The following is an 18,597-nucleotide window of genomic DNA, read 5'->3' on the forward strand; positions in this document are numbered from 1 at the left end:
CGTATTTTTATGCGGGGGAGGGCGGGGTTTTCGTGCCGGTGTCGAAGGCTTCCCACCCTTCGCCGCCAAACACATCGACCCCGAGTTGTGAGAGGACATGGGGAAAATCGACCATCACCCAATTGTCCACAATCTTGCCATCGACGACTTTCCAGAAATCCATGTAGCGGATTTCCACCCGCTTGCCTGTTGCCGGAATGCCCATGAAAACGCCGTGATGGGTGGCTTCCTGCCGGCCAAACGCGGCGGCCCATTCGCCCATGTAAAGGCGTGCTTCATCCACGCAGACCTTATCGCCGAATGCGGCCTGAAACGGCTTTTGCCAATTGTCCTGAAATGCGCGGATGCCCTGTTTGGTGCCGCAGCCTGTGTTGCCCATCCAGCGGAACGTCTCTGAGAAAAACTCCCCGATATCCGCGATCCGGTGATCATTGAGGCCATCCACCATGGCCTCGATCACCGCGCGGGTTTGCGCGGTCTTGCTCATATCCGTGTCACGGGTGAGGACCGCCTGCTCGGGTCGTGCGCCTTTCATGTTCAATCCTTGACTACGTATGCAAAACACTGCGAAGCAAAGCCCCATAAGGGGCGATGCTGTTATCCTTTGACCGCGCCTGCCGTGAGGCCGCTGACGATCTGGCGTTGGAACACCATCACCAACAGGAACAGGGGCGCTGTGATCGACACGGCGGCGGCGACGGCCTCGACCTGATCGGTCGTCGTTGTCTCCCGGTTGAAATACTGAGTGATTGCAGGAACCATCGTCTGGTTCTGAGCATCCAGCAGCAGCGCCGTCACCAGATAATCGTTATAGGCCAGCAGGAAGCTGAACAGCCCGGTAGTGATCACGCCGGGCCACATCACCGGCATGATGACGCGCCAGAACGCCTCGAAGTGGCCGCAGCCATCGACCCGTGCGGCCTCATCCAGTTCCGCTGGGATGTTCTGGAAAAAGCTGCGCAGCATCCAGATCGTGAAGGGCTGGTTGATCGACACCAGCACGACGATCACCGCCAAGGGCTGCCCGTAAAGCGTCGGGGCCGCGTCGCCAAGGAACGGCTCCAAAATCTCCCGGCTGTTGATGAAGGGCGGCAGATAGCCAGTCACCAATACCGAATGTGGCAGAGCGCGGAAAATCAGCGCCATGATCAACAGCCAAAACGCCAGCGATGACGGTGTGCGCGCAAGCCCATAGCCCGCCAACGTCCCCACTGTGAGGGAGATCAGCACAACCCCCGCCGTCACCGTCATGGAATTGAGGAAGTTGCGGTAAAACTCATTCTCGAACCAGACCGCGATATAATGATCAAGCGTGATGCCAATAACGGGCTGTGCCAGCAGGCTCAGGCCCGGGATCAGCCCGAAGGCCCAATTCACCGCCCCTGTCACGATCGGCAGGATGATGACGAACACGAACAGCCCCGCCGCCCCCATGATGAGTGAGCCGAGGATCCAGCCGATGGGGGTGAAGCCAAACCCCACCCGCTCCGCCACGCCGCGCGTCCAATGGGACACCGCCTGATAGACCAGATAGAAGGCAACAGCCCCCAAAAGCATATCGAGAATGCTGATGCCGCCCTTCTCCGCCAATGTCTCTGGCCCTGTGATCACGGCCAGCGGGCTGGCGGAGAACGCATCCACCGGCAGCTTGAAACTCATCACCAGCACCCAGAACAGCGGGAAGGCGGCGACAACCAGCCAGAACAGCAGGAACACTGCGACCGTGACCTTCAGCCCCGTGCTTGCCTGAAACACTTTTGCCTGTGACATGCGTGGGCCTCCTTAATGAGAGCTGTTCTTGTGGTCGCGATAGGTACGACGCAGAAGCGGGATCAGAAGGATCACAATGCCGATCATCGTGAGCATGGAGTTTGCAGCGGCGCGCGAAATCGCACGGTTTCCACTGTCATCGGGCGTCAGATAGTCGAATGTGAGCCACTGGAGGGAGATCACATGCGCCTGTGAGCTAAAGCCGATGATCTCTTCAAACACGCGGTAGCAATCCATCAGGTGAATGAGTGCCACAAAGATGATGAGCGGCATTAGATGCGGGATGACGACGTATTTCAGGCGCTGCCAGCGGCTCGCCCCGTCGATGATCGCACTCTCAAGCGTATCTTGGTTCACTGTCTGCAAGGCGGCGTAGAAAATGACGAAGGCAAAAGGTGCCACGTGCCATACGCGGTAGAACAGCATCAAAAGCTCAATCGTCCAGCCCTGCGCGAACATGGCAATGTCCTGCCCGGTCCAGTTTTCCAACAAAGCGGTCATGATCCCGTCCCCGATGAACAGCCAGCGGATCGACAATGCGCCGATCACGGGCGTGATGATGAACGGCAACAGCGAGACAAAGATCACCGGCCCCTTGAGGCTCTCAACGCAGCGATTGACCGCCAGCGCGATGGCAAGCCCGGTGCCAATGACGAGGGGCAATGTAATCAGGGTAAAGGTCAGCGTGAACCGCAGCGCCTTATAGAAATCAATGGTCATCAATTGCGACCAGCCGGAGCCGCCCTCATCGAACGCGGCCGATACGGCGTCGGGGTCCAACACGGTGCGATAGGTATCCAGCCCGACCCAACTGGTTTGCGACACCGGGTTTCCATCATCGTCGAGCACACGGCGCACGCTCGCTTCCTCGGTACAGATTTGCGCTGGGAAGCCGGGGGTGCATTTCGTCTCAATCACCTCCTCAAAGACGCCCTGCGTGACCTGAAAGGACTGGAGAAACACGCTGACCAATGGGGCCGCGATGAACAGGAACATCAGAAAGACCGACGGTCCGACAAACATGATAAATGTTTTCGTTTTCATGCGGTTCTCCTGATATCTTCAGAAATAAATCCAGCGCCGTGCCAACCAATCATCATGGCGGGCGCGTTGGTGTTCGCCGATGTGATGCTCGGCATCACGGACGCATCGGCGACCCACAGATTGCGGACGCCATGCACGGCAAGCCGATGATCGACCGCGCGCCCCATGCCGACGCTGCCGACCGGGTGGTATGACGTGCCAGCGCGGTTGCGGATATGGTCCCGCAATGATGCCCCCTGCGTGTCGCGGCCCGGGAACGCTTCTGGCGCACGCCACGCGGACAAGCATGGTTTGTCCAGAAGGTCCCGAAGCCGCGTCACCCCCCGCTCCAACGTCAAAAGGTCGCTCTCGTCCTTAAACAGGCCAAGGTCGATTGCCGGTGCCTCGCGCGGGTCAGCCGATGTAAGGCTCAGGCGTCCGCGCGATTTGGGGCGGCATACAGCGACATCGGCAGTGTATCCCTTGCCCGGCACGACCATCTTTCCTTGCCAGCCCAGTTTTGCCGGGATGAAATGGACCTGAAGATCGGGTTCATCACCGCCGTCGCTGGACAGGAACGCGCCTGCCTCAACCATGTTCGACGACAAGCGTCCTTTGCGGCTGATCACATAGCGGGCTGGTGCCAGCGCCCATCCGGGCAGGTCCGACAAGGTGAGACCGTAACCCCCGGCGTCTCCGGCATGGTGCAACGGAACAGCGGGGTGATCGTGAAGGTTTGCCCCAACTTCCTGAACGTCGGCAGTGATAGCAATCCCGAGCCGCGCCAGCTCTGTCGCGGGTCCAATGCCGGACCGAAGGAGTATCGCAGGGCTTTCAATCGCTCCTGCGCTCACCACGATCCCTGCGCGCGCGTTGATCTCACGTCCGTCGATGAGTGTGACGGCATGGGCGCGGCCATTGGCAACCCTCAACGTTGCAACTTGCGCGTTCGTGACCACCTCAACCCGGCCCGTCTTACAAGCAGGTCGCAAAAATCCATCTGCGGCGCTGAACCGCTGCCCGTGCCGCATATTGGTGGTGAACACGCCGCTGCTGACCGTCTCTGGTGTCAGTGCGCCGCCTATGCTTGCTCCGAATGCGGTGGAGAGAGGGTGAGGATCGGGCAGCGGAGCGGGACGGATCGCTTCCTCAACGTCGGAGAACGCCGACCAAACGGTATCCGCATCCCAGCCCGGTTGTTGCCATGCCGTGTAATCGGCTCGCCTGCCACGAAACCACACCATCGAATTGATTGAGCCGGACCCACCAAGCATCCGCCCGCGCGGCACCTTCACACGGCGACCGTTCACGCCTGTCATCGGGAGCGTTTCGCGCCGCCAATCGCGGGTCGGGTGACCCATGAGATGGATCAAGCCAAAGGGGATCTTGACGGCGAGGGTCGCATCCGATGGACCAGCTTCCAGCACACAGACCGTGGCGCTGGTGTCGCGTGCAAGTCGTGCAGTGACTGCACATCCTGCCGATCCGGCGCCGATCACGATGATGTCGAAGGTCTGGTTCATTGGGTCCGATCCAAGGAGGGGAAAGGGGCGGCGCGAAACCCGCGCCACCCCGCGTGTCATGGCCTTAGAGGAGGCCCGCTTCTTTCGCGGCGGTCATGTAATCCGCCTCAATCGCTTCCAACGTGGCGGTGGCGTCTTTTGCCCCGGTCAGGAAATCCGCGACGTTGTTGCCAAGTGCCGTGTGCATCAGGCCCATCTGCGTGGACGCCGGATAGGGCGGGGTGCCTGCGACGGCAGTGGCGATCGCGCCTTGCGCAAGGCGGCCGGGTGTGTAGCCGTCGATGAGCCACACGGCTGCATCGTTGTTAGCCTGCACCATGTCGCTGTCCATGCCCTCAAGAGCGACTTGGAACGCGGCAGCCGCTTCCTCATCGGAGATGTTGGAGGCGATCACGATACCGTCCCACCACAGGGTGGACGCCGGTGCCTGACCCGCGACAGCCACGGGAGCGGCCGCCATTTCCACGAGGCCCACGACGGAGCTTTCCGCCGCATCATCCATCGCACCCGCGCGCGACGCCCAGAGGTTCGCCATGGCGATCTTTCCCTGCTGGAACTGCTGCTGAACATAGGTGGAGTCGGACACGAGGTATTCAGGGTCCATATACGCGGTCATCGCTTTCATCATCTCAAGCGCGCCCATGCCGGCTTCGTTGTTCACGTTCGGCTCCACGCCGTTGACGAAGAACGTGCCGCCATGGCCGAGATACATGTTCACGAAATCCTGCGCGAGGTTCCAGCCCGTCTTCATCGTCGCGCCAAGCGGATATTCCACCGCGTCGACAGAGCGCAGATATTCCGCTGTCTCAAGTACCTCGTCCCATGTGGTCGGCACGTCGAGGTTATGCTCGGCCAGAATGTCGGCGCGATACATCAGATGCTGCGCGTTCACCATCATGGCAATCGCGTAGATCTGCCCATCCACACGGATCAACTGGTTCGGGCTCAAGTCCTGGCCATACTGCGCCACAAGATCATCAAGCGGGCGGATCGTGCCTGCGTTCAGCAGCGGCACCATGGTCGAGTTCGCCACGCCGCCGATGTGATAAAGCGACGGGTTTGCGGCAAAGGCTTCTGGCTGTTTCTGGCGGAATTCCTGATCAAGCTCTGCTTCGACATTGCCGCATTCGGCCATCGCGTCTGTCACCGCTTTCCACGCTTCAAAGCCTGCGGTCAGCGACTTGACGGTCGTGGTGTTCTCAAAAGCACAATCGGCATAAGCCCCGGTGCCAATCACGGCCATCGCAGCCGCAAGTGCAAAAGATCGTAGTTTCATTTGGTCGTCTCCCGGTTGGTTGTCTTGATCCGCCTGTTGGGCGGGGTAGGGGTGATCAGCGCGCCAGTCTTTCGCCGCTGCCCTGATCGAAAAGGTGGCAGATGCTTGCAGGAACGCTGAAGCTGACCGGATCACCGATATTGGCCCGGTAGTCCTTGTCTGCCTTGACGGCGACCAGTGCGCCGCCTGTGCGCACCGTCACCATGACCGCATCGCCCAGCAATTCGAGCGAATAGATCGGTGCCGTAATCTGGCCCGCGCCATCGGGTGCGACGGCTGCGTCCTCCGCCCGAAAACCAAGGATCGCTGGGCCGGAATGGGCGGTATCGAGCCCGCCAATCTCCACATGATCGCAGCGGAAAACGCCGCCCTCGATCTGGCCTTCCATCAGGTTCATGGCGGGGCTGCCGATGAAGCTCGCGACGAACGTATTGGCGGGGTTGTCGTAAATCTCCGTCGGCGTGCCGACCTGCTGCACGATCCCTTTTTCCATCACCACGACGCGGTCCGCGAGGGTCATCGCCTCAATCTGGTCATGGGTGACGTAGATCGTGGTGACCTGCAATTCATGGCTGAGGTTTTTGAGCTGCGCGCGGGTGGAGACGCGCAATTTCGCATCTAGGTTCGACAGGGGTTCATCCATCAAGAACACTTGCGGCTGACGCACAATCGCGCGGGCAAGCGCCACACGCTGCCGCTGCCCCCCCGACAGGGCCGCAGGTTTGCGGTGCAGGAATTCGGTCAACTCGACCATTTCCGCTGCGCGGCGCACCATCGCGTCATGGTCACCCTCAACCTTACGCACTTTCAGCGGAAAGCGGATGTTCTCATAGACATCCATATTCGGATAAAGGCCATAGGACTGGAACACCATCGCGACATCGCGGTCCTTCGGGTCAAGGTCGTTGACCACCCGGTCACCGATATGGATTTCGCCTTCGGTCGGGTCTTCCAGCCCGGCGATCATGCGCATCGTTGTGGTTTTTCCGCAGCCCGATGGGCCCAGCAGAACGAGGAATTCCTTATCCTCAATCGTGAGGTCAAAACTCTGCACTCCGACAAAGGATCCCCAGCGTTTCGTGATATTGGCTAACTTGATCTCGGCCATGGAATCCTCGTTTTGCATACGATTGCAAAATCAAGTTAGTCGTGGTTTCAATGTTCGTGCAAGTTTTAATTTTACGGCGATCTTGCGCCAAATTCGGGAACCAGACGATGACGCCCTCTCAAAGAGATCATATTTATCAAGAGCTTGTTGCGCTATCCAAAACGCGTACCGAAGATCTTGAATCAGCACTGGCCAATATGGTCACGCCGGACACCGTCTGGGATTGCTTCCATCCGGTCAACCAACTGACCGGTGCAGCGGAGGTCGCAGAAGGGCTGTTACGCCCGATTCGGGCAGCACTTGGCATGGCGATGCGGCGCGACGATATCTTCATCGGTGGGGCAACATGGATGGGGCAGGGCAACTGGGTTGCCTCGCTCGGTCACTATGTCGGGAATTTCAACGCGCCGCTCTTTGGCGTGGTGCCAAATGGCAAGCTCGTGTTCCTGCGCTATGGCGAATATTACCGGATCGAAGCGGGCAAAATCGCTGAGGCCAAGATCATCATCGACCTGCCCGATTTGATGCGACAGGTCGGCGCGATGCCGATCCCCGAAATGCTCGGCACGGAGATGCTGTTTCCCGCGCCCGCGACCCATGACGGGGTATTGCCCAACGCGCCGGAGCGGTCGGACGCCTCCGCCCAGCTTGTCTGGAATATGCTGGCGGATTTGCATGTCTATGACCCCGAGAATTTCTCCTCCACCGGGCAGACGGGGACGGGCGGCTATTGGCATGAGCAGATGCTCTGGTATGGCCCGGCGGGGATCGGATCGAACCATACCTATCCGGGGTTTGATAAATTCCACCGGGTCGCCTTCCTTACGGCGTTTCCCGACCGGAAGGGCGGCAATCATTTCTGCCGTATTGGGGATGGGGATTTCGTGGCCTCTGGCGGATGGCCGTCGATGACCATGACCCATGCTGGCCCCTATCTTGGCGTCCCTGCGACCAACAAAAAGATGAGCCTGCGGGTGATGGACCTGTGGCGCTGCGAAAACGGGCAGATCATGGAGAATTGGGTGCTGCTGGATTATGTGCAACTCTTTGAGTTCATGGGGGTGGACCTGATCGCCAAACATCAGGAGATCGCCGGGCGATGATCGACGCGCACCATCACCTATGGGATTTGAACGCGGTCTCCTATCCGTGGCTGGAGGCCGAAGGGGTTGAGCGGTTTTTCGGCAATCCAGCACCGATCCAGCGGAATTACCTCGTCGCGGAGCATCGGCAGAATGCCGAAGCGGTGGGGATCACGGCGTCGGTCCATATTCAGGTCGGCGCCGCGGACCCGTGGGCGGAAGCAATATGGGTCGATCAGGTCGCACAACAGGATGGTGCGTTTCCCGCAGCACAGGTCGCGTTTTGCGATTTGACCGCGGATGATCGGGACGCGGCGCTCGATCGTTTGCAGAGTTTGAAAAGCGTGCGCGGCGTGCGCCAGATCGTTGGCCGCGCCCCGGGGGAGGATCAGGTGACCGGGACGGGCGCGCTTGTCTCCGACCCGAGGTTTCTGGAAGGGCTACGCGCCGTTGCCACGCGTGGTCTGTCTTTCGATTTGCAATTGATACCCGAGCAATACGCCGCCATGGCGCATGTTTTGGGGCAGGTGGCGGATCTCAACGTTGTGCTGTGTCATGCCGGCTCCCCCCATGATCGCAGCCAGCAGGGTCTTGCCCAATGGGCGGAGGCGCTTTGCGCGTTATCGGCGCGGCCCAACACGTTTTGCAAACTGTCTGGGCTTGGCATGTTTGACCATGATTGGACGCAAGACAGCATCCGCCCGATTGTGTCCACCGTATTGGATCAGTTCGGCGCGGCGCGTGTCATGGTCGGATCGAATTTCCCGGTGGACAGCCTTTATTCCAGCTACACGGCAATTTGGGAGGCGTATGACACACTGACGCGTGGCCTGACCCCGACAGAGCGGCAGGCGATCATGGGCGACACGGCGCGCGGCTTTTATGGTTTGGGATCGTGACGCGCTTCGAGCGTGATCTTGCGCAGCCGGTCGCCGGTGCCGTCGCGCAACGCGCGTTCAAAGCCGAATTTCGCGGCTTCAATATCAGATTTGAGGCTGAGGATTTCGCGGTGGAGCCGCATGATCTCCGCCTCATCCGCCACATCCATCACGGCATCAAGCGCAGTGTCGAGATTGACCAAGGGGACATAGAGCCGCTCAATCGCATCATCAACCGCGCGCGCCAGATCATGGATCGCACTTTCCCGTGCACCATTAATCGGCGCGAAAATGGCCAGCGGATTGCCGCCTGCATACCGGAAGGAGACCGTCACGGTCGACCGCTCCGCCTGAATGCTCAGCCCGTCCAGCCAAAATGCACCAAGGTCGAGCCGGAAATCGCGCACCTGATAATTCGTCCTCGCCTTGGCCATATCAAGATGGGGCGCGAGGGCGGACACCACCTCCGCCGCCAATTCCGCCGGATGCCCTTCGCCAAGCGTGATCTCTGCGGAGGTTTCATTCAGCAGGCAAATCACGTCGGTCAAATGCGGCGCATCGCCCGGCGACACGGTGAAATGAAGCGTCACCGCTGGCTTCCCCTCATGAGCCATGTTTTTGGCCTTCCAAGTCTCGTCAAGGTGTCTCAAAGGGGACATTCCAACTCCTGCGAGGTCACTGGATTACTTGGGGTCATTCTGTGGTGCGGGTCTGTATCCTAGCCTTAAAATGCGCATTCCCAGAGTGATTTTTGTCGAAGTAAACGCGTGTTCAATTCGACTGTTTTTGAGTGTCTTTCGAAAGTTAGTTGAACCTTTGATCTTTCGCCTCACAGTCTAGGATCGGTTGGCGCACAGATCATTTCCAATATGTGGAAATCGTTCTGGACGCGCAAAAACGATCAGGGTTGCAAAAAAAATTGGAGAATTATCACCCTTAAGGCGATTTTCCGCACAGTTTTTCGCCGCCAGCGGGCATTTGACACCTTGTGAGATTTTCATTTGAGGTCGCACGAATCAAAAAGGCCCAGCGCGATGCGCCGGGCCTTCCTTGCGTAGGTGGCTTTGATTTAGAGCGATGCCATCGCGATTGCGGTGTCGCTCATCCGGTTGGAGAAGCCCCACTCATTGTCATACCATGTCAGAATGCGGCACATCGTGCCTTCCATCACCTTCGTCTGATCCATGTGGAAGATCGACGAATGCGGGTTGTGGTTGAAATCAATGCTCACGAGCGACTCGTCCGTATACCCAAGCACCCCTTTCAGCGGACCATCGGCCGCCGCACGGATCGCCGCGTTGATTTCGTCCACGGTCGTGTCGCGGGCGGCCTCAAAGGTCAGGTCAACGACCGACACGTTCGGGGTCGGCACGCGGATCGCCACACCGTCAAGCTTGCCCGCGAGTTCCGGCAGGACAAGACCCACGGCCTTGGCCGCGCCGGTGGAGGTCGGGATCATGGACATGGCCGCGGCGCGTGCGCGGTAGAGATCGCTGTGCATCGTATCCAGCGTCGGCTGATCGCCGGTGTAGGAGTGGATTGTGGTCATGAAGCCCTTGTTGATCCCGATCGTGTCGTTGAGCACCTTCACCACGGGAGACAGGCAGTTGGTGGTGCAGGACGCGTTCGACACCACGGTGTCCTCGGCGGTCAGCACGTCATGGTTCACGCCATAAACGACGGTCTTGTCGGCACCCGCGCCGGGGGCGGAGATCAGCACCTTCTTGGAGCCGTTCTTGAGATGCACCGCCGCCTTGTCACGCGCGGTGAAGATGCCGGTGCATTCCATGGCCACATCCACATCGCCCCAGGGCAGATCCTCAGGGTTGCGGATCGCGGTCACGCGGATCGGGCCGGTGCCGCAATCAAAGCTGTCGCCGTCGATGGTCACGGTCGCGGGGAAGCGGCCATGCACGCTGTCATATTTCAGAAGGTGAACATTCGTCTCAATGGGGCCAAGATCGTTGATGGCGACGACCTGAATGTCGGTGCGCCCGCTTTCGATAATGGCGCGCAGCACGTTGCGCCCGATCCGACCAAATCCGTTGATGGCAACCTTCGTGACCATGGAAATTCCCTCGCGATTAGTGCGCCGCGCCGGATGTGACGTGGCGTCCGTTTTCCGTCGCGTGCGTTTGAACATGGATTGAGGGCCGCTGTCCAGTGGGGGCAGGGGGATGCGGCGCTTTGCTCCGTACCGTCATCCAAGGAGGAGAGATGCGCGCTCGCCGCGCGGGCGAGGTATTTGTGGAAAAAAGAAACCGGGGCGGTGGGAGGCCGCCCCGGCTAATGGGCTTAAAGGCGCCTCAGGTCCAGCGTTTTGGGGAAGGCGGGATGGACGCCCGCATAGGTGGGCTGGCGCAAATCCGGGCTTTGCCCGCCGGGGGAGAAGCGTGCGATGCGGCGGCCTTCGGCCTCCAGCGCGTTGACAGGCCGTGTTTCATGGGACCGGCCACCGGGATGGGCGCTGTGATAGGTGCAGCCACCCACGGGGCGCCCAGCGGCAATGTCGAACAGCTCAAGCCGCAGTGGGCCATGGGCCGGGATCGTGGGGTGCAGCGCGCTCCAGGGTTGCCAGGACCGGTAGCGGATGCCCGCGACATGGCTGCCATCCGCGCGCGCCTGAAGGGGCACGGCATAGCCATTGCAGCACAACGTATAGCGGGTCGGGTCGAAATCGGTGAGTTTGACCTGCACCCGCTCGACGGAGCTGTCGACAAACCGCGCGGTGCCACCCGCCGTGCTTTCCTCCCCCAGTACATTCCACGGCTCGATGGCGGAGCGCAGTTCAAGCTCCATACCCTCAACCTTCGTCTTTCCGGCGACGGGGAAACGGAAATCATACTGCGCGCGGAACCATTCGATATCGAAGGGGAAGCCATGCGCGCGGCTCAGATCGTCCATCACCTCCCCGAAATCGGACCAGACATAATCGGGCAGGAGGTATGTGTCATGCAGATGGGTGCCCATCGGTTTTAGCGGAGCCTTGTAGGGCGTGTCCCAGAACCATGCGATCAGCGCGCGGATCACGAGGCTCTGCGCCATGCTCATATGCCAATGGGGGGGCATCTCGAACCCGCGGAATTCGACAAGGCCAAGGCGGCCGGTCGGGCCATCGGGGCTGAACATCTTGTCGATGCAAATCTCCGCCCGGTGCGTGTTGCCCGTGACATCCACCATCATGTGCCGGAACAAGCGGTCCACCAGCCAATGGGGTGGGGTGTCGCCAAGCCGATCCAGCTCTTTAAGCGCGATTTCCATTTCATAGAGGCTGTCGTGACGCGCCTCATCAATGCGCGGGGCCTGTGAAGTTGGGCCGATGAACATGCCGGAGAACAGATAGCTGAGGCTCGGGTGCCGCTGCCAATAGCGGATAATCGAGCCCAACAGATGCGGACGGCGCAGGAACGGGCTGTCGCCCGGCGTTTCCCCCCCCACAACGATATGGTTGCCCCCGCCGGAGCCGGTGGGGCGGCCATCGACCATGAAGGTCGAGCTATCAAGATGGCATTGCCGCGCCTCCTCATAAAGCGCATCGGTGATCGCCTTCAGCCCGTCCCAATCATGGGCGGGATGGATATTCACCTCGATCACACCCGGATCAGGGGTGACGCGGATGATGTTGACGCGTGGATCGCGGGGCGGCTCGTAGCCTTCGATATGCACGGGCTGATCCAGCGCCTCGGCGGTTTCCTCCACGGCGGCGACCAGATCCTCGTATTCCTCAATGCTGCCAGTGGGCGGCAGGAACACGCAGAGCGTTCCATCGCGGCTTTCAACGGAGAGGGCTGTGCGCACCGGCGCGTCCTCCTCCAGAAAGATCGCGTTCGCTTCCAGCCAATCATCGGAGGGTTGGTCGGTGTAGGTCGCCTCACCGGGGCCGAAAACGCCCGTGGCTTCCCGCGTTTGGCGCAACGGGCCGGTGCGGGCCATTGGATCGCGCTGGAAGGGGCGCGGGGCCTCCCGCAGATGTTTGAGGCTACCGAGCGGCAGGCGGAAGCCCGCGGGGCTGTCGCCCGGGATCAGGAACAGCTTTTCGCGGCGGGTTTTCCATTTATCCGACTGCCAGCGGAACCGCCGCCCCTTGGCCCTTGCCTGTGCCAATTGGATCGGCAGGACATAGGCGACCGGATTTTCAAAGCCATGATCGAACACCCGTGCCAGACGGGCGCGCTCCTGCGGGTCAGAGAGTTTGCTGTCCTCTGGCGTCACATTCGCTGGCAGGTCTGCCTCACGTTTGAGAAATTCCGCCGGGTCTTCGTAAAGGGGGTGCGCATGGTCTGGATCAATCTCCAGAGCATCGCAAAGTTTGGCCATGAAGGCGCCCGCATCCTCATGGGTCGCCTTGCCTTCGCCTTCCTTGGTGATCAGATCGGGGTTCGACCACAGCGGCTGGCCATCCCCACGCCATGTGAGGGAAAAGGCCCAGCGCGGCAATTGCTCCCCCGGATACCATTTGCCCTGACCGTAATGGAGCACACCTTCGGGCGCGAACCGGTCGCGCAGGCGGCGGATGAGCTTATCGGCATAGGCGCGTTTGGTGGGGCCGACGGCGGCGGTGGTCCATTCGGGCGCGTCGCGGTCATATTCCGCGATGAACGTTGGCTCCCCGCCCATAGTGAGGCGCACATCGCCCTCTTTCAGCTTTTTATCGACAGCTTGGCCCGCGCGGTCGATCGCTTTCCATTGCGATGCGGTGACGGGGAGGGTGACGCGGGGCGGCTCCTCGATCCGTTCGACCTTCATCTCGAAATCAAACTCGACCTCTGCCGGTTCATGCGCCCCGGTAATCGCGGCGGCGGTGGACGGCTCTGGCGTGCAGGCAAGGGGAATGTGCCCTTCACCCGCAAAGAGGCCAGAGGTCGGGTCCATCCCGACCCAGCCCGCGCCGGGCAGGTAGACTTCTGCCCATGCGTGCAGATCGGTGAAATCCTCAGCCGGGCCGGACGGGCCATCGACAGCCTGCATGTCGGATTTCAACTGCACCAGATAGCCCGACACAAACCGTGCGGCGTAGCCGAATTCGCGCAGCATATTGACCAACAGCCATCCCGAATCGCGGCAGGAGCCGAGGGCGCGGCCGATGGTTTCCTCCGGCGTTTGCACGCCCGGCTCCATCCTTACGGTGTAATTGATTGTCTGCTGGACGTAGGAATTGAGGGCGACGAGCCACGGAATCGTGTCCTGCCCATCGGGTTTTGGTGCGCTTTCAAGGTAGCTGGAAAACGCCTTATATCCCTTGTGCTTGACCAGATAAGGGGCAAGGTCATGTTTGGTGATTGCGTCATAGGTGAAGGGCACCTGTTGCGCTGAATCTTCCAAAAAGAACTCAAACGGATTGATCGCGATCAGATCAGCAATCACATCCACTTCGACCGTCAAGTGGTCTGTTTTCTCGGGGAAAACCAATCGCGCTTGCCAGTTGGCAAATGCGTCCTGCTGCCAATTGATGAAATGGTCCGCAGGCGAAACGCGGAACGAATAGGATGTGATCGGCGTTCTAGCATGAGGTGCGGGGCGCAACCGCACGACGTGAGGCGCCAATGTGATTGGTTTGTCGTATTTGTAGGACGTGCGGTGGGTGATTGCGACTTTGATGCTCATACGCTCAAGAATGCCTTTTGTTTGGCCCGTGATGCGCATGATGCGCATGTGGGTTGCAGTCTGGGTCCGAATTTGCACCCATAGTGTGCATAACGCCAGAGGTAACCAAAAGGTTCAGGGAGCAGAATGTTTAACGAGATGTACGATGGGGACAGTGTTCGCCCCGAATACAAACTGATCCAGGACTGGATTGACGAAAACGGGGTCGAGGCGCTGACGGAAAAGCGCGCAGAGGCAGAGGCGCTGTTCCGCCGCGTCGGCATCACCTTCGCCGTGTATGGCGAGGGCGGCGACCCGGAGCGATTGATCCCGTTTGACATGGTGCCGCGCGTGTTCGGCGCGTCTGAATGGGACAAGATTGAGCGCGGCTCGATCCAGCGCGCAAATGCGCTCAACGCGTTTCTGACCGACATTTATGGCGACCGGGAGATCATCAAGGCAGGCATCCTGCCAGAAAGCATGGTTACCGGGAACGAAGCCTATGAGGCCGTGATGGAAGGCTACACGCCCCCCGGCGGCGTGTTCAGCCACATCATCGGGGTCGATCTGGTGCGTGTAGACGCGGAGACGTCCTATGTGCTTGAGGATAACTGCCGCACACCCTCTGGCGTGTCCTATGTGCTGCAAAACCGCGAAGTGATGGAGCGGATGTTCCCTGATCTGTTCCGGGGCGGCATCGTGCGCCCCGTGGATCACTATGGCGATATGCTGGCAGAGGCGATGCAATCCGTGGCCCCGCCGATGTGCGACCGGGAGCCGACCTTGGCAATCCTGACGCCGGGCCAATACAATTCCGCCTATTATGAGCACAGCTTCCTTGCCGATCTGATGGGCGTTGAACTGGTCGAAGGGCAAGATCTGTTTGTCGAAGATAACCGCGTCTACATGCGCACGACGCGCGGGCCGGAACGGGTGGATGTGCTCTATCGCCGGATTGACGATGCGTTTCTTGATCCGTTGACCTTCAATCCAGATTCCATGCTCGGCGTGCCGGGGATCATTGGCGCGATGAAGGCTGGTGGTGTCACGGTGGTGAACGCGCCGGGGGCAGGGGTCGCGGATGACAAGGCGATCTATATCCACGTTCCCGAAATGATCAAATTCTACCTCGGGGAGGACGCGATCCTGCCCAACGTGCCGACATGGCAATGCGGCAAGCCCGATGAGTGCAAATATGTGATGGAGCATCTTGCCGAACTCGTGGTGAAGGAAGTCCACGGCTCGGGCGGCTACGGGATGCTGATCGGCCCTGCCTCCACCAAGGCAGAGATCGAAGCCTATGCCGAACGGATCAAGGCTGACCCGGCGGGGTTCATCGCGCAGCCCACGCTGGCCTTGTCGACCTCGCCCGTGTTGACCGATGCTGGGCTGGCGCCGCGCCATGTCGATCTGCGCCCCTATGTGATCTCAGGCAAGGAGACCAAGCTTATCCCTGGCGGGTTGACGCGGGTCGCCCTGCGCGAGGGATCATTGGTTGTCAATTCAAGCCAGGGCGGCGGTGTCAAAGACACCTGGGTTCTGAGCCAATAAGGAGGGCAGAAATATGCTGAGCAGAACTGCCAACGGACTATACTGGATGTCCCGCTATGTGGAGCGGGCCGAGAATATCGCACGCCTGATCGACGCAGGCCGCCGGATGGATGCGCTGCCCGATGCGGGCGTGAACGGAAATTCCGAATGGGCCTCGATCGTGATCGCATCAGGGTGTTCCACGACCTTTCCGCATGAGCTGGAGGAGGCCACGCGCGAGAACGTGGTGCATCACCTGATTTTCGATCATGAAAACCCGTCCTCCGTCTATTCCAGCTTTGCGGCCGCGCGGGAGAATGCGCGCGCCATGCGGATCGCGGTCACAACGGAAGTTTGGGACGCGATCAATGAGACCTGGGCCACGATGCGCAGCCTGACGCCCAGTGCGGCGGATCGCGGGCAGCTATCGGGCCTTCTTGATTGGATCAAGCAGCGCGGTTTTTTGATCCGGGGTGCGGCTGGTGCCTCAATGCTGCGGGGGCCGGGCTATAGCTTTGTCGAGATTGGCAAATATGTGGAACGGGCGGACGCAACGGCGCGCCTTGTCGATGTGAAATACAACGTGCTTCTGCCGGAGGACCAATCGGTCGGCGGTGGCCTTGACTACATGCAATGGCAGCAGATTTTGCGCGCCGCCAATTCCCTGCGCGCCTTTCGCTGGGTGTATCGGGAGGCAGTGACGGCCCGCACCTTGGTGGATTTCCTGATCCTGAACAAAGTCAGTCCCCGCTCCGTCGCGCATTGTTATTGCGAGATTGTGGAGGGTTTGGAAGACCTTGATCCGCGCACGACTGATCAGTTGCGCGTGCTCAACCGCGCGCGCAGGATGCGGGACGATATCCTTGAGACATCCGTGGATGACGTGCTTGGGCAGGGTCTCCATGAATGGCTGACGGCCACGATTGTGGACACCAATATGTTCGCGGGCGAGTTGGCCGCGGCCTTTGGGTTCCTCGGTCCATTGGAGTCGCAATCCCAATCGCAATCGGCAAGCTAGGGGTCAATCGGGCCTTGCATTCCGCCCCTAAAGGCGTATTCCAAACCCGAATGAACCTTCGGACAAAATTATGACCTATTGCCTCGCACTCAAACTTGATGAGGGCTTGATCTGCCTGTCCGACACCCGCACGAATGCGGGTGTCGATAACATCTCCAAATACAAGAAAATGTTCACTTGGAACGTTCCGGGTGAGCGGGTGATCTGCATGATGACGGCAGGCAACCTCGCGGTGACACAGGCCGTGATGAGCCTGTTGCAAGAGAATATCGACAACCCCAAAGAGGGGATCGACACGCTCTACACCGCGCCATCCATGTTCCGTGTGGCGGAGATTGTGGCCGATGCGATGCGCGTGGTCATGGGCCAATACGGTGCGGGCCTTGCTGCAGCAGGGGAGAGTGCGGCGAGCACGATCATCGTGGCCGGGCAGCGCGTGGGCGGTCGTCAGCGCCTGTTCCTTGTCTATTCGGCGGGCAATTTCATCGAAGCGGGCGATGACACGCCCTTCTTCCAGATCGGTGAGAACAAATACGGCAAGCCGATTCTGGATCGGGTGATTGAGCCTGCAACCCCGCTGGCCACAGGTATCGTGGCTGCACTCCTGTCGATGGATTCGACGCTGCGCTCCAATCTGAGTGTTGGGATGCCGCTTGATCTCGCGGTGATGGAGGCGGACACGTTCCAGTTCGACCAACAACGCCGGATTGATGAGAACGATGCGGGCTATCGCAACCTGTCCAACGCATGGTCAGAGGCGATCCGCGCGTCCTTTGATGATATGGTCAAATTCAGTGTCTAAATGGGTGCAGTTGCGGCTGCACCCTGTTAGCGTTCCCGAATGATTGAGGTTTTCCTCCAGACCCTGCCGTTTTTCATGCTGGTGGGATGTGGGTATGGCGCGGCGGCCAGCGGGTTTTTCCCGCAGGCCGCCGTTGGCTATCTGACGAAATTCGTCTTTTTCTTTGCGCTCTCTGCGATGCTGTTCCGGTTTGCCGCGACGCTTCCGGTGACGGAGGTGTTCGAGCCGCAATTTGTCATGGCCTATCTGCTGGGCACGGTCGCTGTGTATCTGCTGGTCACAATGGTGGCCCTGATCCGCAAGCGCGGCGCGGCAGAAGCCGCGATTGAGGCGCAATGCGGTGCCATCGGCAATGTTGGCTTTCTCGCGATCCCGATGCTAGTTGCCCTGATGGGGCCAGAGGCAGCACCTGCCGTTCTGATGGTGCTGACCGTGGATCTGATCGTGTTTGGCTCCCTCATCGTGTTGATCATCACCGGCAGCCGCGACGGGCGCGTGTCGCCCGCGATCCTGCGCACGATGGGGGCAGGGCTGGTGCGCAATCCGATGGTGATGTCCATCGCGGCGGGACTGATCTGGTCGATATTCGCTTTGCCGATCCCGGCGCCGGCGGACAGTTTTCTGACCATTCTGGGGGCGGCGGCCACGCCCTGTGCGCTCTTTGCCATCGGGGCATCTCTGGCGGCGCGCAGTGCGGAGCGGGTGACCGTCGCGATCTGGCTGTCCACGGTGAAACTGGCGCTGCATCCGCTTGCCGTTGGTGTGCTTGCCCTGTTTGTGTTTGATGTGGACCCGTTTGCAGCGGGCGTGATGATCGCGGCGGCAGCGATGCCGACCGCTGGTAACGTGTTCATGATCGCGGAGCATTATGGCGTGGCTCCGCAGCGCGCCTCCTCAACCATTTTCGTCTCTACGGTGGTCAGCGTCGTGACGTTATCTGCCGTTCTCGTCTTTATCGGAGTGTGACGATCCGGCGCCTTAGCTTTCGTTGCAATTCGGTACTC

15 protein-coding genes are annotated in these 18,597 nt (G+C 60.1%); 6 read left to right on the plus strand and 9 right to left on the minus strand.

What is annotated here, in order from left to right:
- Positions 1–7: 7 nt before the first annotated feature.
- The 6 genes from FHS89_RS03465 to FHS89_RS03490 all read right to left on the minus strand — a co-directional run bounded on the left by FHS89_RS03465 (position 8) and on the right by FHS89_RS03490 (position 6,700).
- Complete coding sequence (locus FHS89_RS03465) at positions 8–535, minus strand: ester cyclase (protein ID WP_184008583.1); 528 nt, start codon at positions 533–535, stop codon at positions 8–10.
- A gap of 62 nt (positions 536–597) precedes the next feature.
- On the minus strand, positions 598–1,770 hold the full coding sequence (locus FHS89_RS03470; protein WP_184008585.1) for a carbohydrate ABC transporter permease: 1,173 nt from the start codon (positions 1,768–1,770) through the stop codon (positions 598–600).
- A 12-nt stretch (positions 1,771–1,782) separates the two neighbouring features.
- Complete coding sequence (locus FHS89_RS03475; RefSeq protein WP_184008587.1) at positions 1,783–2,814, minus strand: carbohydrate ABC transporter permease; 1,032 nt, start codon at positions 2,812–2,814, stop codon at positions 1,783–1,785.
- Complete coding sequence (locus FHS89_RS03480; protein WP_184008589.1) at positions 2,811–4,316, minus strand: GMC family oxidoreductase; 1,506 nt, start codon at positions 4,314–4,316, stop codon at positions 2,811–2,813. The genes FHS89_RS03475 and FHS89_RS03480 overlap by 4 nt, the downstream gene beginning before the upstream one ends.
- Positions 4,317–4,380: 64 nt before the next feature.
- A complete protein-coding gene (locus FHS89_RS03485; protein ID WP_184008591.1) occupies positions 4,381–5,592 on the minus strand; it encodes an ABC transporter substrate-binding protein in 1,212 nt (403 codons plus the stop codon).
- A 55-nt stretch (positions 5,593–5,647) separates the two neighbouring features.
- Positions 5,648–6,700 (minus strand): ABC transporter ATP-binding protein, encoded by a 1,053-nt coding sequence (locus FHS89_RS03490; protein WP_184008593.1) that lies wholly within the window; start codon positions 6,698–6,700, stop codon positions 5,648–5,650.
- 197 nt (positions 6,701–6,897) lie between these two features.
- Here FHS89_RS03490 and FHS89_RS03495 point away from each other — a divergent pair, with 197 nt between their 5' ends.
- Entirely contained in the window at positions 6,898–7,803 is a 906-nt protein-coding gene (locus FHS89_RS03495) for an ester cyclase (RefSeq protein ID WP_184008595.1), read from the plus strand.
- Entirely contained in the window at positions 7,800–8,681 is an 882-nt protein-coding gene (locus FHS89_RS03500; RefSeq protein ID WP_184008597.1) for an amidohydrolase family protein, read from the plus strand. Before FHS89_RS03495 ends, FHS89_RS03500 begins: the two co-directional genes overlap by 4 nt.
- Here FHS89_RS03500 and FHS89_RS03505 read toward each other — a convergent pair.
- The 3 genes from FHS89_RS03505 to FHS89_RS03515 all read right to left on the minus strand — a co-directional run bounded on the left by FHS89_RS03505 (position 8,663) and on the right by FHS89_RS03515 (position 14,264).
- Positions 8,663–9,274 carry a hypothetical protein gene (locus tag FHS89_RS03505; protein ID WP_184008599.1) on the minus strand — a complete coding sequence of 204 codons (612 nt, stop codon included), beginning with the start codon at positions 9,272–9,274 and terminating at the stop codon, positions 8,663–8,665. The two genes, FHS89_RS03500 and FHS89_RS03505, sit on opposite strands and share 19 nt — an antisense overlap.
- A gap of 455 nt (positions 9,275–9,729) precedes the next feature.
- Positions 9,730–10,728, minus strand: coding sequence for a type I glyceraldehyde-3-phosphate dehydrogenase (gene gap / locus FHS89_RS03510; RefSeq protein WP_184008601.1), 999 nt, complete (start codon positions 10,726–10,728; stop codon positions 9,730–9,732).
- Positions 10,729–10,955: 227 nt separating this feature from the next.
- Positions 10,956–14,264 carry a transglutaminase family protein gene (locus tag FHS89_RS03515; RefSeq protein WP_184008603.1) on the minus strand — a complete coding sequence of 1,103 codons (3,309 nt, stop codon included), beginning with the start codon at positions 14,262–14,264 and terminating at the stop codon, positions 10,956–10,958.
- A gap of 126 nt (positions 14,265–14,390) precedes the next feature.
- Between FHS89_RS03515 and FHS89_RS03520 the strand changes: the two genes are divergently transcribed.
- The 4 genes from FHS89_RS03520 to FHS89_RS03535 all read left to right on the plus strand — a co-directional run bounded on the left by FHS89_RS03520 (position 14,391) and on the right by FHS89_RS03535 (position 18,559).
- Entirely contained in the window at positions 14,391–15,794 is a 1,404-nt protein-coding gene (locus tag FHS89_RS03520; RefSeq protein WP_184008605.1) for a circularly permuted type 2 ATP-grasp protein, read from the plus strand.
- A 13-nt stretch (positions 15,795–15,807) separates the two neighbouring features.
- Complete coding sequence (locus tag FHS89_RS03525) at positions 15,808–16,791, plus strand: alpha-E domain-containing protein (RefSeq protein WP_184008607.1); 984 nt, start codon at positions 15,808–15,810, stop codon at positions 16,789–16,791.
- A gap of 70 nt (positions 16,792–16,861) precedes the next feature.
- Positions 16,862–17,593: a proteasome-type protease gene (locus tag FHS89_RS03530; protein WP_184008609.1), complete on the plus strand. Its 732-nt coding sequence runs from the start codon at positions 16,862–16,864 to the stop codon at positions 17,591–17,593.
- A 39-nt stretch (positions 17,594–17,632) separates the two neighbouring features.
- The gene (locus tag FHS89_RS03535) at positions 17,633–18,559 is read left to right on the plus strand and encodes an AEC family transporter (protein WP_184008611.1); all 927 of its coding nucleotides are present in this window, start codon (positions 17,633–17,635) and stop codon (positions 18,557–18,559) included.
- The last annotated feature ends 38 nt before the right edge of the window (positions 18,560–18,597 follow it).

Origin of the sequence: Rubricella aquisinus, from assembly GCF_014199445.1 — a bacterium.
In the GTDB taxonomy this organism is placed as follows: domain Bacteria; phylum Pseudomonadota; class Alphaproteobacteria; order Rhodobacterales; family Rhodobacteraceae; genus Rubricella; species Rubricella aquisinus.

Bases quoted from the DNA above. Each gene is read 5' to 3' on its own strand.
- FHS89_RS03505 (WP_184008599.1), bottom strand. From the start codon at position 9,274: ATGGCTCATGAGGGGAAGCCAGCGGTGACGCTTCATTTCACCGTGTCG.
- FHS89_RS03515 (WP_184008603.1), bottom strand. From the start codon at position 14,264: ATGAGCATCAAAGTCGCAATCACCCACCGCACGTCCTACAAATACGAC.
- gap (WP_184008601.1), bottom strand. From the start codon at position 10,728: ATGGTCACGAAGGTTGCCATCAACGGATTTGGTCGGATCGGGCGCAAC.
- FHS89_RS03475 (WP_184008587.1), bottom strand. From the start codon at position 2,814: ATGAAAACGAAAACATTTATCATGTTTGTCGGACCGTCGGTCTTTCTG.
- FHS89_RS03495 (WP_184008595.1), top strand. From the start codon at position 6,898: ATGGTCACGCCGGACACCGTCTGGGATTGCTTCCATCCGGTCAACCAA.
- FHS89_RS03525 (WP_184008607.1), top strand. From the start codon at position 15,808: ATGCTGAGCAGAACTGCCAACGGACTATACTGGATGTCCCGCTATGTG.
- FHS89_RS03485 (WP_184008591.1), bottom strand. From the start codon at position 5,592: ATGAAACTACGATCTTTTGCACTTGCGGCTGCGATGGCCGTGATTGGC.
- FHS89_RS03470 (WP_184008585.1), bottom strand. From the start codon at position 1,770: ATGTCACAGGCAAAAGTGTTTCAGGCAAGCACGGGGCTGAAGGTCACG.
- FHS89_RS03535 (WP_184008611.1), top strand. From the start codon at position 17,633: ATGATTGAGGTTTTCCTCCAGACCCTGCCGTTTTTCATGCTGGTGGGA.
- FHS89_RS03520 (WP_184008605.1), top strand. From the start codon at position 14,391: ATGTTTAACGAGATGTACGATGGGGACAGTGTTCGCCCCGAATACAAA.
- FHS89_RS03480 (WP_184008589.1), bottom strand. From the start codon at position 4,316: ATGAACCAGACCTTCGACATCATCGTGATCGGCGCCGGATCGGCAGGA.
- FHS89_RS03490 (WP_184008593.1), bottom strand. From the start codon at position 6,700: ATGGCCGAGATCAAGTTAGCCAATATCACGAAACGCTGGGGATCCTTT.
- FHS89_RS03465 (WP_184008583.1), bottom strand. From the start codon at position 535: ATGAAAGGCGCACGACCCGAGCAGGCGGTCCTCACCCGTGACACGGAT.
- FHS89_RS03500 (WP_184008597.1), top strand. From the start codon at position 7,800: ATGATCGACGCGCACCATCACCTATGGGATTTGAACGCGGTCTCCTAT.
- FHS89_RS03530 (WP_184008609.1), top strand. From the start codon at position 16,862: ATGACCTATTGCCTCGCACTCAAACTTGATGAGGGCTTGATCTGCCTG.